Source organism: Thermostichus sp. MS-CIW-15 (assembly GCF_054060575.1).
In genome coordinates, this window is the sequence record NZ_JBSSDI010000005.1 from 53,114 (window position 1) to 71,570 (window position 18,457).

The following is an 18,457-nucleotide window of genomic DNA, read 5'->3' on the forward strand; positions in this document are numbered from 1 at the left end:
TCTCGATTCCTCTTACTTTCCCCTCACCCCCAACTTCTCTCCCGAAGGACAAAAGGAGCTGGGGATCAAGGCAAACGGTTTCAACGCAATTTGGAGCGACCAACCTACTAATCCCCGAAGGTTAAGAGCCGCTTTGTGGCTGCCCTAGCAGATTCTTTTTCCTATATTGATCGTTGGCCCATGAGTTTGTACAGTTGCTCTCCGAGGATCTGGATGCCGCTGAGGATGCGCTCTTCCGGTTGGTAGCTGAAGGCGAGGCGCAGGGCGTGATCCCCTTGGCCATCAGCAAAGCAGTGGGTACCCGGCAAGAAAGTTACCCCCAGCGCTCGGGTGGCCGACAGCAAGGTGTTGGCACTCAGGGGAGGGGGCAGCTCGCACCAGATAAAGAATCCACCCCCAGGGGCCTCCACCTTGACTTCAGGGGGAAAACATTGAGCGATGGCCTCCAACATCAGGTGGCACTTTTCTCGGTAACGGCGGATCAAAAGCTGAATGTGGCTCTCTAGGCGGCCTTCCCCGCAGTATCGGGCCACCACCCGGCCCAAAAAAGGCCCCAGGGATCCCTCGCTGCGAAACATCTCCAAGCGGCGGATGATCTCGGGATGGCCACAGGCCCAGCCCACCCGCACCCCCGGCGCCACAATCTTGGAAAAGGTGCCCACGTGCAGAACCCAGCCCTCTTTATCCAGCGCGGCCAAACTGGGCAAGGGATCCCCGACAAAGCGCAGGTCGTAGTAGGCCTCGTCCTCCACCACCACCACGCTGTATTCAGCCGCCAACTGCAGCAGCTTCTGCCGCCGCGGCCAAGAGAGGGTGCAGCCCCTAGGGTTGTGAAAGGTGGGAATGGTGTAGATAAAGCGGGGTGGGATCCCTTGGCGGGCTAGCTCGCGCAACACCTCTTCCAGGCGATCCACCACCATGCCCTCCCCATCCACCGGGATCGAGATCAGACGCGCCCCTGCCGCCGCAAAACGGCTGACCGCCCCCATGAAGGTGGGCCCCTCCACGATCACCACATCCCCCGGCTCCACAAAGACCTGGGGCAAGAGGCCAAGGATCTGCCCAGAGCCATAGCCGATCAAGAGGTTTTCCGGCTGCGCCTCCACCCCTCTGGCCCGCATCAACTGCTGCACCACCTCGATCAACCCGGCAAAGGTGCCGCCGTAATTGAGGGCAGCATCCCCATCTTCCGCCAACACCTCCGCTGTCGCCCGCGCCAGGTCGGCCTTGGGAAACAACCGCGGATCCGCCAGGCCAAAGGTAAAACTGGTTACTACCGGCACCGCCCCAGCGATCTCCGCGCCAACAGGAGGCGGGATCACCGCCTGGGCCCGCCGGGCGAACAGGGTCTCTAAGAGGGGCCGCATCCGAATCTTCAAGGCAGGAGAAGAACTCAGGCCAACGCTTGCCACGATAACAAGAACGAGCTGGCTAAGAGCAGGGATCCCAAAAACTGTCGCCAGCCCCGGCAGGGGATCTCCGCCAAGACGCCACCGGCACTCAGGCACAAAAAGGGCAGGGCCACCAGGCCCCAACGGGCGCTTTGCTGCAACAGGTTCATCTGGGGATCCCAAAGCCAAGCTGCTAGCACCCCCATCCACAGGACATGGCCCAAACCAGCCAAGCTGAGCAGGGTTTGTTGGCGTTCCGCCCAGGGCCAACCCAGCCGCACCAAGGCCAGCCCCAAGGGCAACATCAAGGTGGCCAGAACAGCCAGGCCGCTTTGGCTGGTGAGCGAATAGGACACCGTCGCCGTAGGAAAGCGCTCTGTCCCGGTGAAGGGATCGGCGGGCAGCTCGACCCGCAGCAACCAGGAGAGGCCAATCACCAGCAGCAGCCAGAGTAGCCCTTGCAACCGCTGCCGCGGCCAGTGTTGGCTAGTCCATAGCGCCCCCCAGAGCAGGGCCAAGAGCCAAACTTTGTAGCTCAAGGCACAGGCCAGCGCCAAACCCCCCCAGCGCAGGCGGGATCCCGGTCCAACACCGCTGCTGACCAACAAGACCAGGCTGGCCAAGATCTCGTTGCCCGGCTCCAAACCCTGGGTCAGCACCCAGGGGCTGAGTCCCCACAGGCCAGCGCTCCAGAAATTGCCCCAGCTCCAGCACAACAGCAGGATTACCAGGCAGGCCAGGGCCGAGACAGCTCGCAGGATCCCTTCGGGGGGGATCCCGGTTCCCTCAGCCAGCCAGGGCAGTAGCCCGTTTGCAATTGAATGGTAGAGAGGCAGTTCCGCTTGGACAGGGGGCAGGGATCCCTCAGGGCCACTGATGGGCACAGCGCGCCACCACAGCATCTGAGCCGGTTGCCCCACAAAGCGGAGCCGCTGACCCAGCAGCAACCCGATCCCTCCCCACAGCAGCCAGTGGCTCACCCAACTGAGCCCGTCTGGGCGGTGGTGCCGACGTTTGTCCGCCCTGGACAGGCTCAGTTGAGGAAAAGAGGGACGAGACAGCCGTTTGCCCTGAGGAGGCATGGCGGGGGGAAACTTCATAGGGTAGGCCTAGTCAACTCTAGATCGCCCGTCAAGGGACACCCAGCCTCCTGCCAGCGACGAATGGCTTGGGCGGTCAGTCCTTCGGTGACGTCGCGGACAGGAACACCGGCGCCGGTAACCTGCAGGCGCACCAGTTGCCAGGGATCCCCAGGTGTAGCCCGCAGCACATAAGCTTCATAAGCCAGTTGCAGGGTTTCGCTGCGCCGACCGGCTAGGGGGTTATCCTCCCGCTCGGGCTGCTGGGGCAGAACCAAGCGGCGCTCCAGCGTGGTGAAATACAAGCGAAAGCCTTGGGAAGCCGAGGCGGCTGGGCTATCCGGCAGAAGCTGGGCCAGCTCCTCGGCAGAGAGGAGTTCGGCCTCTGGCCGGCCCACCAACACCACCTGAAAGTCTGAGCGGGCGCGGCTCAAGGCCAAATTGAGAAACAAGGGCAACTGCTCTGTCAGGGCTTCAGCCCAGGTTTGCGGATCGGCAGCACAAACTTCTCCTCTGGCTGCTGTGGCAGTAAGGCAGCACAACCCCAAAGCCGCCGACAAACCTATCCGCCACCCCCCTCGGGCGGGGTGGGGGAAAAGATACCCGCCCGCTTGTCTTCTTCGCCGGCTACACCAGCCTAGGAACGGCATTGCCCCAATCCTCAGCCGATCGCTTCCTCTACAGCTTGAAAGCGTTGCCAGGCCGAAACGGGATCCGCAGCCGCCGTGATGGGGCGGCCCACCACCAAATAATCGGCCCCCGCCCGCAGCGCTGCCGCGGGGGTGCAGACCCGCCGCTGGTCGTCCTCCGCTTCTGGATCCCCAAGGCGGATCCCTGGGGTTACCAGCAGCACCTCCGGCCCCAAAGCCTGCCGTAGCCGTCCCACTTCCTGGGGGGAGCAGACCAGCCCGCTCACGCCTTGATCCAGAGCTAGCCGCGCCAACTGCAACACATAGTCGCCGGGATCTCGTTCAACGCCCAACTCCTGCCGCACCTGGTCGGGGCCAAGGCTGGTGAGAAGAGTAACTGCCAACAGCCGGCAAGAACTGCCCTGGGTGGCGGCCACTGCTGCCCGCAACATGGCACTGCCGCCAGCGGCATGAACGGTGAGCAGATCCACCCCATAACCAACGGCCACCTGAGCGGCCCGCCCCACTGTGTGGGGAATGTCGTGCAGCTTTAAATCGAGAAAAATGCGCTTGCCCCGTTCCTTAAGGGCCTGCAAAATCTGAGGGCCAACAGCCGTAAACAGCTCCAGGCCCACCTTCCACCACAGCACCTGGGGCAGGCGATCCACCCACTTCAGGGCCTGCTCCCAAGAAGCGGTATCTAGAGCAACAATGAGGCGGCTACCCTGCATGGCGAAAGCCCTCAGGCCGGCTAACGCGAAGGGCTCCGCTCTCGCCGCTCATAGTGGGGGCAGCCTTCACAGGGGCCATAGGGGTTGACGGCACAGCGCAACTCCGGGGAAAGGGCATTGTAGCGACAGGTGGGATCCCCAATCCAGCCAGGCGGCGAAGCGACATAAGTATAAACAACTACACCCCCGAACCCCAGTGGGCTGACGAAGAAACGGCTGGTGCTGAAGGACTCCCCCCCAGCAGGGTTGAACGTTTCCTCATCGAGCTCTGAACCGGGCTGCGGCTCCTCCTCCAGGCTCCAGAAGGCTTCCCACTGCCGAAGGGTTTCTTGGAGAGGCGCGGCCAGGTGTTCCGCCAACTCCGTCAGGGCGGCTTCCAAAGCGGTGAGGCTTTCTTCCGCCGCCTGGGTGAAGGCTGCCACCCATTCCTCCAAGAGCTTCTCAAAATCCATGCAGCAGCAACCTGAGAGCTTTCTTTTCACCTTACCGCTTGCCTGGGCAAGCCGGCTAACTTCCCCCTTGACAAACGGCATCTACTAACTCTTGGTTGACCAAGGGAAACAGCTCCGCCAATTCTTCGGCAGATAGGTTGCCGGTACAAACATTGGCGCGGATATGCCACTCTGCCCACATCAGCGCCGAGGGAACGGTGGGATCCTGGCCTTGCTCGGAGCCGGAACCCTTTGCGGGCCCTGGAGCCAGGCGGCGTCCGGGCCCGATGTTCAGTTGCAGTACGTTGTCGCGGTTGATGCCCGTCAGAGAGGTCTGGGCAGGGGCTTCTCCGACAAAGGCAAAAGGGAAAGACAAAGCCACCCAAACCAACCCCCGAAGGGGAAGCCGGCAAAGCATGGGATCCCTCCCCCGCGAGATAGGGTTGAGTTTTGAGGGCAATTATAGCTGCTATTTTTGGCAGCTAGGATTTGTCAAAAGCCGCCTTTGGCAGGCCAATCGCCGACCACTGCACGCAACGACGGCCCTGGTCATCCTCTAAGGCCCCCTCGCGGCGATAGGAAAAGAAATCCTGAGGCTGGCCAAAGGTGCAATGAGGACTGATGGCGATGTGCTCCGGCGGGATCCCCTGAGCTTCGGCCTGGGCGCGGTTGATCCAGCGCAGATCCAGGCGCACCTTACCCGGCAGAGGATCTGGCCAGAGGGCAGGTTGTGGGTCTACCCCTGAAGGCAGCGACTGCAGCACCTGCTCGGCCACTTCCTGAGAAACCTGGTAGGCTGGCCCGGAGATGGCCGGCCCCAGGGCAATGCGGATTTGGCTGGCAGGGATCCCCCCCTGGAGAAAGGCCTGCAGCACCTTAGTCAGGATACCGGCAGCCGTCCCCCTCCAGCCGGCGTGAACTGCGGCCACCCAGTGGGGGCTGGCCACCAAAATGGGCACACAGTCGGCAGTGCAAACCCAGGCCGAGTCCCCTGGGCGACGGGCGATCACGGCATCTGCTTCGGGACGGGCGAAACTCCCTTCCCCGACGTGAGAACCTGAAGCCCTCCCCTGGGAGAAGACAACTGCATCCGCCCACGTCCAGCGACAGCCATGCACCTGGTGGCCCCACGCAGCTCGTTCTGGGAGGAGTTGCAACTGGTCGGCCATATCGGCTGGTTGATAGGGGGAAGCTTGACGACAGCCAAAAGCATGGGGCCACCCCGCCAGCAGTTGACACTGCAGCCAACGCCATCTCCCTACCTCTTGCCAAACCCAGCCCCCGGAACCGCTCATCGGCCTGATGGGTGGAAAGGGGATCCCTGCCGTCGGGCGTGCAGGTGGCCTAGCCGCTCCTCCAGGCAGATGCGCAGCTCGACCGGGTTGAAGAGCATCGGCAAAAAGTGAATGCTCCGGCTTTCTCGGAAGAAAAACAAAATCGGCACCGGCCGCCAGAAGATCTGCCAGTCCTGCCACTCGCTGTAGGGGAACTCGCGGATGCGCCGGGAGCCGCTGTAGACCTGCAGCGCCGTGCGGGTAAAGGCCAGCCCGATCAGACAGGTCTGTACCAGCAAAAACAGGCCAAACAACCCCACTCCCAACCCTAGCCAAAACGAGAGCCACAACAGCGGCACCGCCAAAGCCAGCACTGCCAAGCTGAGGCGGAAGTCGGGGGTCAACAGATGGGCAGAGTGGGGTTTGATCACTTTTTGCTTCTCCTCCGCTTGCCAGCTCCATTTTACGCCGCTGCCACTACCTTTCTCCGGAGGGATCCCGCCTCTGGGTAAGTTGGGGGCATACCAAACAAGTTGTTTTGATATATCCTGACAGAGCACACAGGAACGCGGCTTTTGATCATGGCCCTAACCGCATCTGACCCCAAAGCTCTCCCCAGCGGCGGCTCCCTGAGCTTTTTTGAGCGCTATCTCACCCTTTGGGTGGCCCTGTGTATTGTTGCCGGGATCCTCCTGGGGCGATGGTTTCCGGGCGTGGCCGAGGCTTTGGATGCCTTGAGCCTCTATCAGGTCTCCCTTCCCATTGCCGTCTGCCTGTTTTTCATGATGTATCCCATCATGGTGAAAATTGACTTCGGCCAGGCAGCCTATGCTTTGAAATCTCCCAAGCCAGTGCTGTTGACCCTGGCCGTGAACTGGCTGGTGAAGCCCTTTACCATGGTGGTGATCGCCCAGTTTTTTTTGGGGTGGCTGTTTGCCCCTTGGATAACCGGCACGGAAATCATCCGCGGCACAGAGATTAGCCTCAGCAGCTCCTACATTGCCGGGGCCATTTTGTTGGGCATTGCTCCTTGTACAGCCATGGTGCTGATGTGGGGCTATCTCAGCTATGGCAACCAGGGCCACACCCTGGTGATGGTGGCGGTGAACTCTTTAACCATGCTCTTCCTCTACGCACCGCTGGGCCGCTGGCTGCTGGCCATGAGCGATTTAACGGTGCCCTGGCAAACCATTTTGCTGTCGGTGGCCGTCTATGTGGGCCTACCGTTAGTTGCAGGAGCAGCCTCCCGCTATTGGATTCTCAAAACCAAGGGCCGGGAATGGTTTGAAAAAGCTTTTTTGCGCTACCTCAACCCCATTGCCATCGCCGCCTTGCTGGTGACGTTGGTGCTTCTTTTTGCTTTTAAAGGGGATCTCATTGTGGAAAATCCCTTCCACATTTTGTTGATCGCAGTGCCTCTTTTCGTTCAAACCAACCTCATTTTCGGCATCACCTATGTGGCAGCCCAGAAACTGGGCTTGTGCTATGAGGATGCGGCTCCGGCAGCTTTAATCGGCGCCAGCAACCACTTTGAGGTGGCCATTGCAACGGCGGTGGTGCTGTTTGGCTTGAACTCAGGGGCCGCCCTGGCCACCGTCGTAGGGGTGTTGATCGAGGTGCCGGTGATGTTGATGTTGGTGGAGATCTGCCGGCGTACCGCCTTTTATTTCCCCCGCCAGCCGGAAAAGGCCAGCTTGCCCGATCCCCGCTGCCTTAAAATTAGCCCCTGAGGGATCCCTTCAGCCCATGAACCTGCCCCCGGATCGCCAACGGGAACACCAGGCCAACGAGCGCACCTTTCTGGCTTGGCTGCGCACCTCTGTGGCTCTCATTGCCTTTGGTTTTGCCCTCACCCGCTTCAGCCTCTTTCTGCAGCAGATCGAAGCTTCCAGCTCCCCCGAGCAGCCCTCCCCGAGCCACGGCCTCTTGAGTACCCAGAACCTGGGCCTCCTGTTGGTGATCTTTGGGATCCTGACAATTGGCCTTTCAACCTGGCGCTACAACCAGGTGATGCGGCAAATCGAGGCGGGCAACTTTCCCCCCAGCCGTTTTCTCGTCTGGATCATGGCTGCGGTGGTGGCCCTGTTTGGGCTGCTGAGCCTTCCCCTGATGCTGCGCCGCCCCCGCCCTCAGGAGCCTTCCCGGCTCAGCCTGCCGGAGTGAAGGGCTGCCAGCGGCTGCAATTGCCGGGCTTGCTGCTTGAGCCGCTCGATCAACTGCTTGCACACCACCTCGCACAGCTCAAAGCAGATGGGATCGGCAATTTGGTAGTAGACGCTCACGCCCCTGGGCTCGCGGCTGACGATCCCTGCCTGCGCCAAGATCTTGAGATGTTTGGAAACGTTGGCCTGGCCCATGCCGGTGGCCTCTAAGATCTGGGTGACGTTCTTGGGTCCCGAGCGCAACTGACACAGGATCTGCAGCCGGCTGGGCTCCGCCAAAACCTTGAAGTAATCCGCTACGCTGGTCAGCACTTCCGGCGTCAGAGTCAACTGGCACTCGTCTTTGCCACCTTTCACGAGCTCGTCCCAATCCATAGCCTGTCTTGAGGGATGCGCTGGCTTGATTTTAACACTAAATAGTTATACAGTAGATCTAGAGGCCCGAATTGGATCGCGTTCGGGTTTTGCCAACAGACAGGAGGGCAGCATGCTATTTCGCCAACTGTTCGACACCGAGACGAGCACCTACACCTATTTAATCGCAGACCCAGACACCCGCGAGGCAGCTCTGGTGGATCCCGTTTTGGAGCAGGTGGAGCGGGACTTGAAGTTAATTCGAGAGCTGGGTCTGACCTTGAAGTACTGCTTGGAAACCCACGTCCACGCCGATCACATCACCGGCACTGGCAAGCTGCGCGAGCTGACCGGCTGCCAAGGGGTGGTGCCGGTTCAGGCCAAGGCGCAATGTGCGGATCGCTTTATCGGCCATGGGGAAACGCTGCAGGTGGGATCCATTGTCATCGAGGCCATCGCCACCCTGGGCCACACCGACAGCCACATGACCTATCGCGTCAATGGGGATCGCGTTCTTACCGGCGATGCCCTGCTCATTCGCGGCTGTGGGCGCACGGATTTCCAAAGTGGGGATCCCGGCCTGATGTATGACCATGTTACCCAGCACCTGTTTACCCTGCCGGACGAGACGTTGGTCTATCCCGGCCATGACTACCGGGGGCACACCGTCTCCACTATTGGCGAAGAGAAGCGCTGGAACCCCCGCTTTGTGGATCCGGAGACCGGAAATTTGCGTTCGCGGGAGAGCTTCATCGCCCTGATGAACAGCCTCAACCTACCTCAGCCCAAGAAGATCCAGGAAGCAGTGCCCGCCAACGAGCAGTGCGGCCAAGTGGCAGCCGCGGTTTAGTGGGGCAAACCCTCTTGGGTGGGAGAGCCTGGCTGTAAAGCCTGCGGGGCTAGCTAGACTTCTCTGAGCCGGCGGGTCAGAAATGGGAGGGTTGAGAGTGGATCCAGAAAGTCTCTATGAGAAGGATTTCTATGCTTGGACTCAGCAACAAGCTCAATTTCTGCGGGAGCGGGCTTGGGAGAAGCTAGACCTGCCCCATTTGATTGAGGAGATGGAATCGTTGGGCAGGCAACAGCGGCAAGAGCTGCGCAACCGGCTAGGGGTTTTGGTGGGGCACCTTCTGAAATGGGAGTATCAGCCGCAGGCTAGATCTGTAAGCTGGCTTCTTACCCTACAGGTGCAGCGACAGGAAGTTCTGGATCTATTGGAAGAAAACCCCAGCTTGAGGCCCTATTTGCCGGAGGCCATCTCCAAGTCTTACTTGAGGGCGCTGCAGCTAGCCCTGGAAGAGACCAAGCTGCCCAGAAAGACTTTTCCCAAGACGTGTCCTTACGCTCCCGAGCAAATCCTGGATAGCCAGTTTTACCCCGGCGAGCCCAGCAGGTTGCTTGAGGAAGAAGGTTAGTTACCCGAGGAGGAAACCAATGACTGTAGCCCGACAAAATCCTACGCCTTCCGCTCAGCAGGAACGGGATCCCCGTCTTAAGGAGATCGACGCCCTGACCTTAAAGCAGTGGCTGGATCAAGGGCGGGTACAGCTCATCGACGTGCGGGAGCCGGGAGAATATGCCGATGAGCGGATCCCAGGGGCGATCAACATGCCTCTATCTACCTTTGACCCGGCCAGGGTGCCGGCCTCGACGCCGGAAAAACCGGTAGTGTTGCAGTGTCGCATGGGCAGTCGCTCCATCCGCGCTGCCTGTCAGTTGCTAGACCACGGCTGGCCGGAGGTGCTTAGTCTAAAAGGCGGGATTGAGGCTTGGAAGGCTGCCAAGCTGCCCACCACCCGCACCCGCAACGCGCCCATTTCGCTAATGCGGCAGGTGCAAATTGCGGCGGGATCCCTGGTGCTCAGCGGAACCTTGCTGGGAGCCTTTGTCCATCCGGCCTGGCTGGTGTTGAGCGGCTTTGTGGGAGCTGGGCTGGTGTTTGCCGGGATCACCAACACCTGCGGCCTGGCGCTGCTGTTGGCCCGCATGCCCTGGAACCGAGGTCAGACGCTATGAGCAGCGAGATCCCGTCCGCCTCTTCTACAAAGCAGGGGATCTGGGCGCGCTACCTGCCCTTTGCCAAGGATTCCTTGTGGTGGCTTCGCTATCGGCGAGAGGATCTGCCGGGGGATCTCATTGCCGGACTGGTTACAGCCACTCTTCTAGTGCCCCAGAGCATGGCCTACGCGCTGCTGGCCGGGCTGCCTCCCCAGGCGGGCCTCTACGCCAGCATCCTGCCGGTGATCGCCTACGGCTTTCTGGGATCCAGCCGGGCTTTGTCGGTGGGGCCGGTGGCCATCATCTCCCTGCTGGTGGCCGCGGGCTTGGAGCCGCTGGCGGAGCCGGGCAGCCCGGAGTATGGCCGGCTGGCGCTGGGCTTGGCCCTGGAAGCGGGCTTGATCCAAGTAGGGGTAGGTCTGCTGCGCTTGGGGTTTCTGGCCAATTTCTTGAGCCACTCAGTGGTAACGGCCTTCGGCAGCGCGGCAGCCTTGATCATCGCCTTCAGCCAGCTCCGCCATCTGCTGGGGGTGAAGATCGCCAACACCGAGTCCTTCTGGCTGCTGCTGCAACGGCTCTGGCAGAGCTTGGAGGGAGTCAACTGGGCCACCCTGGGGCTGGGGCTGTTATCCATCGCCCTCTTGGTGTACGCCCAGCGGAAGCTCCCAGCGCAACTGCGCCGCCTCCCGCCCCTCTGGGTCCTGATCCTCACCAAGAGCGCTCCCTTGGGGGCCGTCTTCCTGACGACGCTGCTGGTGTGGGGGTTGAACCTCTCAGAGAGAGCGGGGGTGGCGGTGGTGGGATCCATTCCGGCTGGCCTGCCCTCCCTGGCCTTCCCTTGGCTGAGCTGGGCAGAGTGGAGAGCTTTGCTGCCCACAGCTTTGGCCATCAGCTTGGTGGGCTTTACGGAAAGCTATGCGGTGGGGCAGTCGCTGGCCAGCCAGCGGCGCCAGAAAGTGGATCCCAACCAGGATCTGGTGGCCCTGGGGGTGGCCAACCTGGCGGCAGCCGTGAGTGGTGGCTACCCGGTAACCGGTGGGATCAGCCGCTCGGTGGTTAACGCTCAGGCCGGGGCCAACAGCGGCCTGGCCTCGGTGGTCACGGGATCCCTGATAGCCCTGGCCGTGATCTGGCTGATGCCCCTGTTTACCTTCCTGCCCCAGACGACCTTGGCAGCTATTGTTTTGGTAGCCGTGTTGGGGTTGGTGGATTTTCACCCCTTGCTGCAGAGCTGGCGCTACGACCGCGGCGATGCCTTGGTTTGGCTGGTCACCTTTGCCAGCGTGTTGGGGATCGGGGTGGAGCCGGGGATTGGGCTGGGGGTGCTGGTTTCCATCCTGCTCTTTCTTTGGCGGGCCAGCCGTCCCCACATCGCCATTGTTGGCCAGGTGCCGGGCACCGAGCACTACCGCAACGTGCTGCGCCATGAGGTGATTACCGATCCGCGCATCTTGGCGGTGCGGGTGGATGAAAGCCTGTTTTTTGCCAACGCGGCCTACCTGCAGGAGTCCATCCTGCAGGAGGTAGCAGCGCGGCCAGCAGTGGAACAGGTGCTGCTGGTGGCCAGCGCCATTAACTTCGTCGACGGCAGCGCTTTGGAGGCCCTGGCCCAGTTGGTAGAACGTCTGCAGCAAATGGGGGTGGGCTTTGCCCTGGCCGAGGTGAAGGGGCCGGTGATGGATCGCCTCAAAAGGGCTGGGTTTGTGGAGAAAGTGGGCGCCGAGCGCTTCTTCTTGTCGACCCACCAGGCGATGCAGGTTCTCAAGTCTCAGACGAACTCTATGCCGGCAGCCGCTTCCGGATGAGCACAATCGGCGTTTGCTCTGCCGCATTGCCGGCTGGGTTCTTGCGCAGCGCCTGCTCCACCAGCTCCTCCTCCACGCCAGGGCTGGTTGCCAGAACGCTTACTTCGCCTAGATCGTTGGCATCGACAATGGCCACCTCGTAGCCGGTCTGGGCATGGAGCTCGGCCACCAGCTTGGCCGGATCCCGTGGTCCCAAGACAATGAACTGGTCATAGGGGGGCAAGGTGCCGGTGACATCGTCGATGAGATCCGCCTGCTCCCCCGCCAGGGCATAGAACACCCCTGGGATCCCCAGCAGCTTAGCCAGGGATCCCGCCACAAAGGCCCCCAGTACTCGCCAGGCCCCCGAACAGTCAATGAGCGTCTGCATCCCGTAGCAGCTTGAGAGACTGGTCTTGGAGGGGAAGAAGTAGCACAGGGTGCGAGCCAGCCAGCCAGGCTGCACCTGCAGGGGATGGCGAAAGTGGCCCTGGACAATGGCCGCCGCGCTTTCCGAGATGGCCACAATATCGCCGGGCTGGATATGAGGGCCCACGTAGCGACGCAGCACCTCGGCTAAGTCATCGCTGGGGGTGAGCAGATGGGTGGGAATGGCAGCCCAACTCACCGGCCCCTGCTGCTGCCAGCGCAGCTCCGGTAAGGGATTCACTTCCTGCAGCGGCAAGATGAGGTGGCTAGTCTTGAGGGTACGCCGCTGCCGCCCGTACTGGATGTAGTCCAACTCCAGCCAGGCCGAGCGCAAATCTGCCAGCCCTTCCCCCTCTAGCTCGATCTCGACTTCTAAGCCGGTCTGGCTTTGGGGGGAGATGATGTAGGCCTGCCAGTAGTTGTCTGGGCGGGGGGGCAGATCCGGATGGCGGGAGCGCAGGCGGATCCTACTTTGGATCCCTTCGAGGGAGCCGGCGCTGAGCAGATGCAGCCGCGGCTGCACCTGGGCCAAGGTGACCTCAAAAAGGGGGTTGAGGTTGCGGGCCACAAACTCGGCCTGGATAAGCCAGCGATGAGGGCTGAGGCGGCTGAGGCGCCAGCTCTGGGGCTCCACCAGCAGACAGTCGGCGGGGCGGGTCTTCAGCCAGTACAGCAACGTCGCCACACTTAGGAGCAGCCCGGCCACCACCTGGATCCAGGCCGAGGGATCCCAAAGCCAGCGCCCGATCCCCCAGAGGCTCAAGACCATGCCAGCCAATACGCCAGCCACCACACCTCGGCTCACTATCCGAATGGTTGCCATTGGGATCCCACTCCTTAAACCCTGCTCAAGTCTGCCCCTTCCTTCAGGCCTGCACCCTAGACTACAGGTACGCTCCCCAGCCCTAGCCATCCTACCGGGAAACCGCCAGCACCCTGTAGCAGGATCCCTATCTACACCTTCATCTCAAACAGTTAGACTAAAAATAGATTGCACCCTAAGTTTCCTGCCGCATCCTTTGGAGGTTGCCCATGGCCCAAAAACAGCAGTTCAAGAGCTTTGACGACATGATCCAGGGATCCAAAACTCCCATTCTGGTGGACTTTTACGCTACCTGGTGTGGTCCCTGTCAGGTGATGGCTCAGGTGTTGGAGCAGGTGAAGCCGCAGGTGGGGGATGCTATTTCCTTCGTGAAGGTGGATATAGATAAATACCCCAACATTGCTGCCCGCTGGGGGATCTACGCTGTGCCGACTCTCATCCTGTTCAAAGACGGGAAGCCGGTTGACCGCATCGAGGGGCTGTTGCAGCCTCGCGCCCTGGTGGAGCGGTTGCGGGCGCAGATCGGCCTGTCGGTCAGCTAAGGGCAGATAGACCTTGAGGGCGTTTTGGCAGGAGCTTGAGGCGGGGCCGGTTCTCCAAGTTCACCAGGCGGGAGAGGTGCCCTACCGCAGGGCGTGGGCTTGGCAGCAAGTCAGGTTGGCCCAGATGATCCGCGATCCCCAGGTGCCAGATGGGCTTTTGTTGCTCACCCACCCGCCGGTCTACACCCTGGGGGCGGGGGCCGATCCCAAGTTTCTCAAAAGCCTGGCTGGACAGATAGGATCTCCAGACACTCAGCCAGAGTCCCCTGTTACTGAGGGGCCGGAGATCCTGCGGGTGGAGCGGGGCGGCGAAGTGACCTACCACGGGCCGGGCCAGTGGGTGGGTTATGCCCTGCTCAACCTAAAGCGCCATAGGACTGTCTACGGCTCCCACGGCCAGCCGGATCTGCATCGCTACCTGCGCCACCTAGAAGAGGTGCTCATCCAGACTGTGGCCCACTTCGGCCTGCAGGGGGAGCGGATCCCTGGCCTAACAGGGGTTTGGGTGCAAGGCCACAAGGTGGCGGCCATCGGCATCAAGGTCTCCCGCTGGGTGACCTACCACGGCTTTGCCCTCAACGTCTGCCCGGATCTAGCTGCCTTCCAAGCCATCGTGCCCTGTGGGATCCCTGACCGGCCCGTGGGATCCCTGGTTCAGTTTTGTCCCCGAGTAACGATGGCGGCAGTGGCCCCGGTGGTGGTGAAGTCCTTTTGTCAGGTCTTTGGGCTGCAAGCTCAGGAAGTTTCCTTATCAGAGTGGTTGGGAGAACGCAAGTCTCTAAAGACTCAAGGCTAATCCACCCCCAACTGGCGCAGCAGTTGCTGCAGGATGGCCTGGTTGGCAAAGTTGCCACTCTTGGAAAAGAGAGCCAAGGCCTGGCGAAAGTCGGCCATGGCGGCTTCTCGATCCCCCAGTTGCAGGTGGGCCACGCCGCGGCTGAAGTAGGCTTCTGGAATTCGCGGATCCAACTGAATGGCCCGCTCCGCATCGGCCAGAGCTTCTTCCGGCTGGCGCAACTGGTTGTAGACGTAGCTGCGGTTCACATAGGCCGGAGCATAGCTGGGATCCAACTGCACCGCCCGATCCAGATCCGCCAGGGCAGCTACGGGATCCCCCCGCAGCAACTTGAGGGATCCCTGCCAGTTGAACTCGGAAGCGGTGTTTGGGGCCGAGGTCTTCTCAGGAGGAGGTGGGAAGGCAGGCAAAGAGATGGCAGGGGCAGGAGCGAGGAATGCTGCCAAGAAACCTATCAGAGCTATCCTTCCCCATCGACACTTGATTGTGCTCCGCACCGCTAATGACGTCCTCTTCGGATCCCGAACTAGTTCAATATAGACCGTCGGCGAGAGGGGCAACCCCCTGCACTTAACTTGCAAGGGGTGCGGGGAGCTACAAGTTCCGCGCTCTGGCGGGAAAGTCAGCTAGAAATCGCAGGAGCCCCGCACTGTACCCGTAGGGTCAGTGCCGGGAGGAATGCGCTTTGATGAAGTACAATGAACTTATGAGCCAAGTCCTGACCATATCCTGCAAGCTCAAGGTGTCCCCGTCGCAAGCCGCCAAATTGGACGCGACGATGGATGCCTTTGTACAGGCATTGAACTGGGTCAACCAGAACACGCAGGAGAAGATCGTCAACGCGGTCAAGCTGCAATCCCTTTGCTACTACGAGATTCGAGCCCGGTTTGGCTTGTCCAGTAACTTGGCTCAACAGGTGTGCAGACGGGTAGCGGGTTCCCGCAAAGTGGCTAAGCAGAAAAAGCGTCCCGTCAAGGAGTTTAAGAGCGGCTTTGTTACCTACGACGCTCGCATCTTTTCGTTCCGTCAAAAAGACTGGACGGTGTCGCTGACCACGGTTGAAGGGAGAGAACGCTTTGAGCTAGCCATTGGTAACTACCAGCGTGGGATGCTGGCTGGTTCCAACCCAAAAGCTGCCACGCTGGTCAAGCGCAAAGATGGCTCCTACTACATCCAGATTTGCGTAGAGGAAAAGCCACCCAAGCAACAAGATACCGACAAGGTGATCGGGGTGGACTTGGGAAGGACAGATATTGCCCATACATCGGAAGGAGATAACTGGAATGGACAGCAGTTGAACCGAGTCCGAGACCACTACTCCCGGTTGAGGGCGGCACTCCAACGCAAAGCCAGTAAGGGCACACGCAGTTCGCGGCGCAGATGCAGAGAACTGCTGCAACGGCTGTCTGGCAAGGAGAGACGCTTTCAAGCGTGGGTCAATCATCGCATCTCTAAAGCTATTGTCTCTAGGGCAAAAGCTACCAACAGCGCTATTGCTCTGGAAGACTTGACAGGGATACGGGAGCGTATCAACCAACAACCCCGCAGCAAAGCCGAGCGACGCAGGGCCAACAGTTGGGCGTTCTACCAACTGAGGCAGTTTCTGGAATACAAGACTCTGCGTGCAGGAGTTGCTTTGATTCTGGTGCCGCCTGCCTACACGTCGCAGACCTGTCACAAGTGTTTGCACATCCATCCCGACCCTGCGCAATCCTATCGCAGTGGCAAGTCGTTCAAGTGTGGGCACTGTGGATGGGAAGGGGATGCGGACTGGAATGGGGCCAACATGATTGCCAAACTTGGGGCTGTCGTAAACCAGCCTAGAGGTCCGTGGTTGGCTTGCCAACTGCAGGGCTACCGAAAGCCCGCCCCGTACTGCGAAGCAGTCAGGGTCGGGTAGTTTACGGTCGAGATACCGACTCCTCTGCCAAGTCGTTCTGTGACGCGGGGCAGGAATGCCCAATGGCAAGGTTGGGAGGCCCAAGCTCTATTGGCTAGAGTGAGGGCGGGGGGATGTTACAAGGAAAGCTTCTGGAATAGATGAGCCACCGGCAGGGCAAATCCTGGAATAACCTCTTCACCTTCTAGAAGATCAACCGATTTCAGGAGGCGGTCAGGCTCTTGAGAGCTGCGATACACCAGGACGTAGTGCTCGCTGGGGTGAACCAGCCAAACCAGGCGGCTGCCATTTTCAAAGTACTCCACCAGCTTGTCATGAATTTCTTCAACCGTATTGCGGGGGGAAAGCACTTCAACAGCCAGATCTGGAGCGCCTTCCAAAAATCCTGTGGGCAGTTCAGCCATGCCCTGCAAGCGTTCTTTAGCAAAAAAAGAGATGTCAGGGGAGCGCCAATTTCCACTCTTCATCTTAAAAGCAGTGCTGGAATCTAAAACGATCCCCAGCTTGTTGGACAAAACGTAGGGGGTCAAAGCTGCTAATAGGAGGCTGCAGACATAACCATGGAGTGCCCCCGCGCTTCCCATATCAATTGGCTTCCCATCAACAATCTCGTAGCGATGTCCCTCCCTGGACAACGCCATGAATTCTTCGGCTGTCCAAGCTCTTTTTCCCTGAGTTGGCACAGCTCCGACGGTCATCTGCAAACTCCTTGCTGCTCCTTCGACACCGCAAGCCAAGCCCGCAGGGATCCCCCAGCGGCTTTTCCTCGAGGGGGGACGCCAAAGGCTAAAATAGCCTAGCTCATCCTACTGTACCGACGGAAAAGGCACCTTGATCGAGCGCTACACTCTGCCGGAAATGGGCCAGATCTGGTCCACCGCCCACAAACTCCAGACCTGGCTGCAAGTGGAGCTGGCCGTCTGCGAAGCGCAGGCGGAGCTGGGGCGGATCCCTCAAGAGGCCCTGCAGGAGATCAAAGCCAAAGCCGCCTTTGACCCGGCGCGGGTTTTGGCAATCGAGGCGGAAGTCAAGCACGATGTTATTGCCTTCCTAACCAACCTCAACGAGCATGTGGGCGAGGCGGGGCGCTACATCCACCTGGGCTTGACCAGCTCGGATGTGTTGGATACAGCCCTGGCCCTGCAGCTTGTGGCCTCGGTTGAGATCCTGCAAGCTCGCCTGGCCGATCTCATCGCTGCTTTGCGCGAGCAGGCCCGCCGACACCGCCACACCCTGATGATTGGCCGCACCCACGGCGTCCACGCCGAGCCCATCACCTTTGGCTTCAAGCTGGCCGGCTGGCTGGCCGAGTGCCTGCGCCATCAGGAGCGCCTGGCGCGCCTGCGGGAGGTGGTGGCCGTGGGCAAGATCTCCGGCGCCGTGGGCACCTACGCCAATGTGCCTCCCCAGGTGGAGCAGTTGGCCTGCGCCCGCTTGGGGCTCAAGCCGGATACGGTCTCAACCCAGGTGATCTCGCGGGATCGCCACGCCGAGTATGTGCATACCTTGGCTTTGATTGGCTCTTCTCTGGAGCGCTTTGCCACCGAGATCCGCCACCTGCAGCGGACAGAGGTGCTGGAGGCCGAAGAGTACTTTGCCCCCGGCCAAAAGGGATCCTCCGCCATGCCCCACAAGCGCAACCCCATCAAGTCTGAACAACTGACAGGGATCGCCCGCCTTCTACGGGGGTATGCCGTCTCGGCCCTGGAAAACATCCCCCTCTGGCACGAGCGGGACATCTCCCACAGCTCGGTGGAGCGGGTGATCCTGCCCGATGCCTCCATCCTCTGCCACTACCTGCTGGTCAACATGGCGGATCTGGTGCGCCACCTGCAGGTTCACACCGGCAACATGGAGCGCAATCTCAACCTCTACGGCGGCGTCATCTTCAGCCAGCAGGTGCTTCTAGCCTTGGTGGAGAAGGGCCTTAGCCGCGAGGAAGCTTACCGCCTGGTGCAGGAAAATGCTCATCGCGCCTGGAACCAGCCGCAGGGAGACTTTCGCGCCAATCTGCTGGCGGATCCCCGGGTGATGGCTCACCTCAGCGAGGCGGAACTGCAGGCTTGTTTTGATCCGCGGCGCCACCTAACCCATTTGGACGAGATCTTTGCCCGCTTGCGCATTTGAGGGATCC

22 protein-coding genes are annotated in these 18,457 nt (G+C 60.7%); 10 read left to right on the forward strand and 12 right to left on the reverse strand.

Features of this window, described 5'->3' with window-relative positions:
* Window positions 1–161: 161 nt before the first annotated feature.
* The 8 genes from ACVW0R_RS02930 to ACVW0R_RS02965 form a co-directional block, all read right to left on the reverse strand.
* A complete protein-coding gene (locus tag ACVW0R_RS02930) occupies window positions 162–1,367 on the reverse strand; it encodes an aminotransferase-like domain-containing protein (protein WP_457501610.1) in 1,206 nt (401 codons plus the stop codon).
* A 26-nt stretch (window positions 1,368–1,393) separates the two neighbouring features.
* Window positions 1,394–2,491, reverse strand: coding sequence for a hypothetical protein (locus tag ACVW0R_RS02935; RefSeq protein ID WP_240527864.1), 1,098 nt, complete (start codon window positions 2,489–2,491; stop codon window positions 1,394–1,396).
* On the reverse strand, window positions 2,488–3,030 hold the full coding sequence (locus ACVW0R_RS02940; RefSeq protein ID WP_187147154.1) for a hypothetical protein: 543 nt from the start codon (window positions 3,028–3,030) through the stop codon (window positions 2,488–2,490). Before ACVW0R_RS02940 ends, ACVW0R_RS02935 begins: the two co-directional genes overlap by 4 nt.
* Window positions 3,031–3,131: 101 nt before the next feature.
* Complete coding sequence (pyrF, locus tag ACVW0R_RS02945) at window positions 3,132–3,830, reverse strand: orotidine-5'-phosphate decarboxylase (RefSeq protein ID WP_011430543.1); 699 nt, start codon at window positions 3,828–3,830, stop codon at window positions 3,132–3,134.
* Window positions 3,831–3,850: 20 nt separating this feature from the next.
* Window positions 3,851–4,363 (reverse strand): DUF6464 family protein, encoded by a 513-nt coding sequence (locus ACVW0R_RS02950; protein ID WP_457501611.1) that lies wholly within the window; start codon window positions 4,361–4,363, stop codon window positions 3,851–3,853.
* Window positions 4,338–4,679, reverse strand: a complete 342-nt coding sequence (locus tag ACVW0R_RS02955; RefSeq protein ID WP_457501612.1) for a hypothetical protein — start codon at window positions 4,677–4,679, stop codon at window positions 4,338–4,340. The genes ACVW0R_RS02950 and ACVW0R_RS02955 overlap by 26 nt, the downstream gene beginning before the upstream one ends.
* A 64-nt stretch (window positions 4,680–4,743) precedes the next feature.
* Window positions 4,744–5,556 (reverse strand): peptidoglycan editing factor PgeF, encoded by an 813-nt coding sequence (pgeF, locus tag ACVW0R_RS02960; RefSeq protein WP_457390949.1) that lies wholly within the window; start codon window positions 5,554–5,556, stop codon window positions 4,744–4,746.
* Window positions 5,553–5,966 (reverse strand): DUF3119 family protein, encoded by a 414-nt coding sequence (locus ACVW0R_RS02965; protein WP_011430547.1) that lies wholly within the window; start codon window positions 5,964–5,966, stop codon window positions 5,553–5,555. The genes pgeF and ACVW0R_RS02965 overlap by 4 nt, the downstream gene beginning before the upstream one ends.
* A gap of 150 nt (window positions 5,967–6,116) precedes the next feature.
* On the opposite strand from ACVW0R_RS02965, the gene arsB reads away from it, so the two are divergent.
* The gene (gene arsB / locus ACVW0R_RS02970) at window positions 6,117–7,265 is read left to right on the forward strand and encodes an ACR3 family arsenite efflux transporter (RefSeq protein WP_099813388.1); all 1,149 of its coding nucleotides are present in this window, start codon (window positions 6,117–6,119) and stop codon (window positions 7,263–7,265) included.
* Between the two features lie 16 nt (window positions 7,266–7,281).
* Window positions 7,282–7,698, forward strand: a complete 417-nt coding sequence (locus tag ACVW0R_RS02975) for a YidH family protein (RefSeq protein WP_457501613.1) — start codon at window positions 7,282–7,284, stop codon at window positions 7,696–7,698.
* On the opposite strand, the gene ACVW0R_RS02980 is transcribed toward ACVW0R_RS02975, so the two are convergent.
* Window positions 7,665–8,072, reverse strand: a complete 408-nt coding sequence (locus tag ACVW0R_RS02980) for an ArsR/SmtB family transcription factor (RefSeq protein ID WP_049749757.1) — start codon at window positions 8,070–8,072, stop codon at window positions 7,665–7,667. The two genes, ACVW0R_RS02975 and ACVW0R_RS02980, sit on opposite strands and share 34 nt — an antisense overlap.
* Window positions 8,073–8,184: 112 nt before the next feature.
* On the opposite strand from ACVW0R_RS02980, the gene ACVW0R_RS02985 reads away from it, so the two are divergent.
* The 4 genes from ACVW0R_RS02985 (at window position 8,185) to ACVW0R_RS03000 (ending at window position 11,854) form a co-directional block, all read left to right on the forward strand.
* Window positions 8,185–8,901 carry an MBL fold metallo-hydrolase gene (locus ACVW0R_RS02985; RefSeq protein WP_414346457.1) on the forward strand — a complete coding sequence of 239 codons (717 nt, stop codon included), beginning with the start codon at window positions 8,185–8,187 and terminating at the stop codon, window positions 8,899–8,901.
* Between the two features lie 82 nt (window positions 8,902–8,983).
* Window positions 8,984–9,466, forward strand: a complete 483-nt coding sequence (locus tag ACVW0R_RS02990; protein ID WP_457501614.1) for a DUF29 domain-containing protein — start codon at window positions 8,984–8,986, stop codon at window positions 9,464–9,466.
* A gap of 19 nt (window positions 9,467–9,485) precedes the next feature.
* Complete coding sequence (locus ACVW0R_RS02995; protein ID WP_457501615.1) at window positions 9,486–10,067, forward strand: rhodanese-like domain-containing protein; 582 nt, start codon at window positions 9,486–9,488, stop codon at window positions 10,065–10,067.
* The gene (locus ACVW0R_RS03000; protein ID WP_457501616.1) at window positions 10,064–11,854 is read left to right on the forward strand and encodes a SulP family inorganic anion transporter; all 1,791 of its coding nucleotides are present in this window, start codon (window positions 10,064–10,066) and stop codon (window positions 11,852–11,854) included. The genes ACVW0R_RS02995 and ACVW0R_RS03000 overlap by 4 nt, the downstream gene beginning before the upstream one ends.
* On the opposite strand, the gene ACVW0R_RS03005 is transcribed toward ACVW0R_RS03000, so the two are convergent.
* Complete coding sequence (locus ACVW0R_RS03005; RefSeq protein ID WP_457501617.1) at window positions 11,829–13,085, reverse strand: hypothetical protein; 1,257 nt, start codon at window positions 13,083–13,085, stop codon at window positions 11,829–11,831. The two genes, ACVW0R_RS03000 and ACVW0R_RS03005, sit on opposite strands and share 26 nt — an antisense overlap.
* A gap of 209 nt (window positions 13,086–13,294) precedes the next feature.
* On the opposite strand from ACVW0R_RS03005, the gene trxA reads away from it, so the two are divergent.
* Entirely contained in the window at window positions 13,295–13,627 is a 333-nt protein-coding gene (gene trxA, locus ACVW0R_RS03010) for a thioredoxin (protein WP_457501618.1), read from the forward strand.
* 13 nt (window positions 13,628–13,640) lie between these two features.
* Window positions 13,641–14,423, forward strand: coding sequence for a lipoyl(octanoyl) transferase LipB (gene lipB / locus ACVW0R_RS03015; protein WP_457501619.1), 783 nt, complete (start codon window positions 13,641–13,643; stop codon window positions 14,421–14,423).
* Here the strand turns inward: lipB and ACVW0R_RS03020 are convergent.
* On the reverse strand, window positions 14,420–14,869 hold the full coding sequence (locus ACVW0R_RS03020) for a tetratricopeptide repeat protein (protein WP_168173345.1): 450 nt from the start codon (window positions 14,867–14,869) through the stop codon (window positions 14,420–14,422). The genes lipB and ACVW0R_RS03020 overlap by 4 nt on opposite strands.
* Window positions 14,870–15,129: 260 nt before the next feature.
* Between ACVW0R_RS03020 and ACVW0R_RS03025 the strand changes: the two genes are divergently transcribed.
* Window positions 15,130–16,323: an RNA-guided endonuclease InsQ/TnpB family protein gene (locus ACVW0R_RS03025; protein WP_414508825.1), complete on the forward strand. Its 1,194-nt coding sequence runs from the start codon at window positions 15,130–15,132 to the stop codon at window positions 16,321–16,323.
* A gap of 116 nt (window positions 16,324–16,439) precedes the next feature.
* Here ACVW0R_RS03025 and ACVW0R_RS03030 read toward each other — a convergent pair whose 3' ends face one another.
* Window positions 16,440–17,021, reverse strand: a complete 582-nt coding sequence (locus ACVW0R_RS03030; protein ID WP_011430559.1) for a Uma2 family endonuclease — start codon at window positions 17,019–17,021, stop codon at window positions 16,440–16,442.
* Between the two features lie 133 nt (window positions 17,022–17,154).
* On the opposite strand from ACVW0R_RS03030, the gene purB reads away from it, so the two are divergent.
* On the forward strand, window positions 17,155–18,450 hold the full coding sequence (gene purB / locus ACVW0R_RS03035) for an adenylosuccinate lyase (RefSeq protein WP_457501620.1): 1,296 nt from the start codon (window positions 17,155–17,157) through the stop codon (window positions 18,448–18,450).
* Window positions 18,451–18,457 lie beyond the last annotated feature (7 nt).

Bases quoted from the DNA above. Each gene is read 5' to 3' on its own strand.
- ACVW0R_RS02955 (WP_457501612.1), bottom strand. From the start codon at position 4,679: ATGCTTTGCCGGCTTCCCCTTCGGGGGTTGGTTTGGGTGGCTTTGTCT.
- pgeF (WP_457390949.1), bottom strand. From the start codon at position 5,556: ATGAGCGGTTCCGGGGGCTGGGTTTGGCAAGAGGTAGGGAGATGGCGT.
- ACVW0R_RS02980 (WP_049749757.1), bottom strand. From the start codon at position 8,072: ATGGATTGGGACGAGCTCGTGAAAGGTGGCAAAGACGAGTGCCAGTTG.
- ACVW0R_RS02990 (WP_457501614.1), top strand. From the start codon at position 8,984: ATGGGAGGGTTGAGAGTGGATCCAGAAAGTCTCTATGAGAAGGATTTC.
- ACVW0R_RS02950 (WP_457501611.1), bottom strand. From the start codon at position 4,363: ATGCCGTTTGTCAAGGGGGAAGTTAGCCGGCTTGCCCAGGCAAGCGGT.
- arsB (WP_099813388.1), top strand. From the start codon at position 6,117: ATGGCCCTAACCGCATCTGACCCCAAAGCTCTCCCCAGCGGCGGCTCC.
- pyrF (WP_011430543.1), bottom strand. From the start codon at position 3,830: ATGCAGGGTAGCCGCCTCATTGTTGCTCTAGATACCGCTTCTTGGGAG.
- ACVW0R_RS02975 (WP_457501613.1), top strand. From the start codon at position 7,282: ATGAACCTGCCCCCGGATCGCCAACGGGAACACCAGGCCAACGAGCGC.
- ACVW0R_RS03000 (WP_457501616.1), top strand. From the start codon at position 10,064: ATGAGCAGCGAGATCCCGTCCGCCTCTTCTACAAAGCAGGGGATCTGG.
- ACVW0R_RS03005 (WP_457501617.1), bottom strand. From the start codon at position 13,085: ATGGCAACCATTCGGATAGTGAGCCGAGGTGTGGTGGCTGGCGTATTG.
- ACVW0R_RS02985 (WP_414346457.1), top strand. From the start codon at position 8,185: ATGCTATTTCGCCAACTGTTCGACACCGAGACGAGCACCTACACCTAT.
- ACVW0R_RS02935 (WP_240527864.1), bottom strand. From the start codon at position 2,491: ATGAAGTTTCCCCCCGCCATGCCTCCTCAGGGCAAACGGCTGTCTCGT.
- ACVW0R_RS03030 (WP_011430559.1), bottom strand. From the start codon at position 17,021: ATGACCGTCGGAGCTGTGCCAACTCAGGGAAAAAGAGCTTGGACAGCC.
- ACVW0R_RS02995 (WP_457501615.1), top strand. From the start codon at position 9,486: ATGACTGTAGCCCGACAAAATCCTACGCCTTCCGCTCAGCAGGAACGG.
- ACVW0R_RS03025 (WP_414508825.1), top strand. From the start codon at position 15,130: ATGAGCCAAGTCCTGACCATATCCTGCAAGCTCAAGGTGTCCCCGTCG.
- ACVW0R_RS02930 (WP_457501610.1), bottom strand. From the start codon at position 1,367: ATGCGGCCCCTCTTAGAGACCCTGTTCGCCCGGCGGGCCCAGGCGGTG.
- trxA (WP_457501618.1), top strand. From the start codon at position 13,295: ATGGCCCAAAAACAGCAGTTCAAGAGCTTTGACGACATGATCCAGGGA.